At 53.7% G+C, this 2,768-nt stretch carries 5 protein-coding genes; 1 reads left to right on the forward strand and 4 read right to left on the reverse strand.

Annotation, left to right across the window (positions count from 1 at the left end):
• The 3 genes from HF921_RS09960 to HF921_RS13545 form a co-directional block, all read right to left on the reverse strand.
• Nucleotides 1–187, reverse strand: a 187-nt coding sequence (locus HF921_RS09960) for a hypothetical protein (RefSeq protein WP_215893744.1), incomplete at its 3' end; no start/stop codon positions are given.
• Nucleotides 188–207: 20 nt separating this feature from the next.
• Nucleotides 208–699 carry a hypothetical protein gene (locus HF921_RS09965; protein WP_215893745.1) on the reverse strand — a complete coding sequence of 164 codons (492 nt, stop codon included), beginning with the start codon at nucleotides 697–699 and terminating at the stop codon, nucleotides 208–210.
• A 223-nt stretch (nucleotides 700–922) separates the two neighbouring features.
• Complete coding sequence (locus HF921_RS13545; RefSeq protein ID WP_215893746.1) at nucleotides 923–1,438, reverse strand: prepilin-type N-terminal cleavage/methylation domain-containing protein; 516 nt, start codon at nucleotides 1,436–1,438, stop codon at nucleotides 923–925.
• A gap of 379 nt (nucleotides 1,439–1,817) precedes the next feature.
• Here HF921_RS13545 and HF921_RS09975 point away from each other — a divergent pair, with 379 nt between their 5' ends.
• Entirely contained in the window at nucleotides 1,818–2,312 is a 495-nt protein-coding gene (locus HF921_RS09975; protein ID WP_215893747.1) for a tetratricopeptide repeat protein, read from the forward strand.
• Here the strand turns inward: HF921_RS09975 and HF921_RS09980 are convergent.
• Nucleotides 2,307–2,768: Rieske (2Fe-2S) protein (locus HF921_RS09980; RefSeq protein WP_226834443.1), on the reverse strand; the 462-nt coding region annotated here is incomplete at its 5' end. The two genes, HF921_RS09975 and HF921_RS09980, sit on opposite strands and share 6 nt — an antisense overlap.

Consider the following 2,768-nt stretch of genomic DNA (forward strand, 5'->3'; position numbering starts at 1 on the left):
GGGCAGAGGGATGACGCTGCGGCGGCTTCCGTCCGGTTTCATACAGCGCCTGCAACTCGCTGCGCACCACGTTGAGCTCCATGTCAATGGAAGCGATGGGTGCGCCCCGCCTGTCGCGTTGTTGAAGCAGGGCATGGCGATGGTTCTGGAGTTGACTAATGCGGGTTTGGCGGTCGCTTTCGTTCATGTTGCTGCTCCTGTGGTTTCTTATCGGGCACGTCTGTCTCTATCCTTGGGATAAGTATCCTTTTCGAGATTCATCCTTCTACTGAAATAGCCGCGTTTGCGCATGAATATTCCGAACTTGTTCAGCATGGCCGCCGCCATCAGGGTTTCCAGGGGCACGAGAAAAAGCCCGTCACGGAATCCCGCACCCCCTACGTCGAAGAACCAGCCATTTTGCCAGTCTGCCGCGGTGCCCGCGTCGTAAAGGTCCGGGATCAGGGTGCCGATAAAAGTCAGTGGGTAGGCCAATAGCCAAGGGAAGCGATCCCCCAGGAGCAGAACGAGTACGGGCCAGATCACGAAGCCGCCGGTAAATAGATGCAGCCCTGTAATGCCCCAATACTGCGTAAACATGCCCATGGTCACGGCAAAGAACAGGAAACCAAGAATGATTTGCTGGTCTTTGACTTGACGCCAGTATTTCAGGAGAAGCCCCGTGCTGACGAGGGCGGCAAGAATGGTGGGCTCAAACATCTCCGCCTTCCATTGAGCTACTCATGACGCTGTACCGTTTGTCACTTGCATAACGCTATTAAGGATCACCAGATCAACGAGGGTGAAGTCGTCCTGTCCCGCCAAGGGGCTGTAATGCGCAATCATGGGGAAAACCTTTCCGAAAGGGTTCTGGGGTGGTAAAGCCGAGGTCAGAGCACTGTCCGAAAGATGCACCCCAGAGGGGGTGCAGATTACTACGAATTTACTGCGCGTAGGTGACACCACCATTGGCGTCGATGGTGGCTACACACTGTCCCCCTGTACATATAGAGGTATTCGTCGTACCTCCTGTAGCACCAGAACCTTGCAGATTCATGGCAGACAATGCTGCACTGACAGCGTTTTGAATTGACGTACCGGCTTGAGTACAATCCACTGTAACATTGAATGTACTGTTCGTAGGGGAGATTGGTAATGTGCTAGTAGTCGAGAATGCGCAACCCTCGGCCGCTCCAGACGTGGCATTTGGTGCCGCACCAGGAAGAGAGACGCTTGTTGTCTGCCCTGCCGACGCCGCTGCAACCGCTGCAGTCCCTTGGGTGACCATCTGATGAAAATCCTGCGTGACCGTTGTAGCCTTGGAGGTCACAATGTACTGCTCATACTGCGGGATGGCGATAGCCGCCAAAATGCCGATGATGGCAATGACGATCATCAGTTCGATGAGGGTGAAACCGGCTTCGGCGCTGGCCTGCGCCTTTTCTACAAATTTGCTCATGAGTAAATCTCCTTGGTGGAGTGAATAGCCACCCAGGCAACGTGCGTGGGCTGTCATGCAGTATGCATAATTCGTGCCAAGATAAGTCGGTATGATGTTGTATAGTGCGTAACATCCCTGAACTACTGGGTAATTATATTTCCCATGCACGCCACAGGGCATTATTGGTGGAGGAATGTGGAGCTGAAAACATACATCTCCCAAAGAAACTCGCGGAATTTCCACGTTTGAACGTAGAAATAGCCTCCGTCGCTTGAACTCTCTTCCACGCGATTGTGTGGAAGTGCGGTAAAGCATCAAGATTTTCATCTGTGTGCGTGGAAATGCTAGACTTATTTCCATGGAAGCCCGTGGAAACTCAGAAAAAAAGGAGATGCTAATGGATCTGTCTAAGAATTCATCCACATACATCAGCACCCAAACCGCGGCTCTATTGGCGGGTAAATCCGTGCGAACGATCAATAACTGGCTGGAGTCCGGGTCGATAAGCGGCAAGCGGGTCCATGCCGAGCGTGGCCCCGGTGGACTGATGTGGGAAATAGACCTGGCCAGCATGGCCGCTTACATACCCATGGATATGGCGGACGCCTGCGTTCAGGAGATCGCGCGGGCGGAGGCGGGGGATGCCGACGGTATGAACAATGTCGGCACCTATTTTTATGCGGCTAATGCCTGCAAAATCGCCGCTGTTTGGTTTGAGGCCGCGGCGAAAAAGGGGCATGCGGACGCCATGGAGTGGCTCTCAATCTGCCACCTCAACGGGATTGGCGTCGAGAAAAACCATGCGCTCGGTATCCAGTGGCTTGGGAAGGCGGCGGCCCTTGGCCATAGCGTCGCCAAGGCGAAACTGCGGGCCTTGGGGTTTGAGTTATGAGGTTTCGACGTAGAGTGCGCCGTCTTCCACGCTCACCGGGAAGGTTTTGAGCGCCTTTCTGGGACATATAAAATTAAGCAACTGAATACCTGGGGGGAAGCTGGCCCAGTCCACGACCTCGCCGGTGCGGATATCAAAACGCGCGTGGTGCCGATGGCATTGGATGAGTTGATCATCAATGATTTTGCCGTCCGTTAATGACGCCTTCAGGTGAGTGCATCTGGCCTGTGTGGCATAATAACCGTCGTTCAGTGCATAGACGGCAAGATCCATACCCGCAACCTTGCAGGCCTTGACCTGGCCTCTGGGGAAATCGTCTTGCGTCCCAATTTTGCTTTTAGCCATGATGAACATGCTCCTGTATCTGAAAACCGTTGTAAATTTACTGGCTTGTGCGTTTCGATTCAACAGCCCGCCAGTAATGCTCCTCCGGCTGTAACCGCTGAAGCTGCTCAC

Source organism: Acidithiobacillus ferriphilus, assembly GCF_018854775.1.
In the GTDB taxonomy this organism is placed as follows: Bacteria; Pseudomonadota; Gammaproteobacteria; order Acidithiobacillales; family Acidithiobacillaceae; genus Acidithiobacillus; species Acidithiobacillus ferriphilus.

What these genes read in the sequence shown, in the direction of transcription:
- HF921_RS13545 (WP_215893746.1), bottom strand. Translation starts at nt 1,438, where the DNA reads ATGAGCAAATTTGTAGAAAAGGCGCAGGCCAGCGCCGAAGCCGGTTTC.
- HF921_RS09975 (WP_215893747.1), top strand. Translation starts at nt 1,818, where the DNA reads ATGGATCTGTCTAAGAATTCATCCACATACATCAGCACCCAAACCGCG.
- HF921_RS09965 (WP_215893745.1), bottom strand. Translation starts at nt 699, where the DNA reads ATGTTTGAGCCCACCATTCTTGCCGCCCTCGTCAGCACGGGGCTTCTC.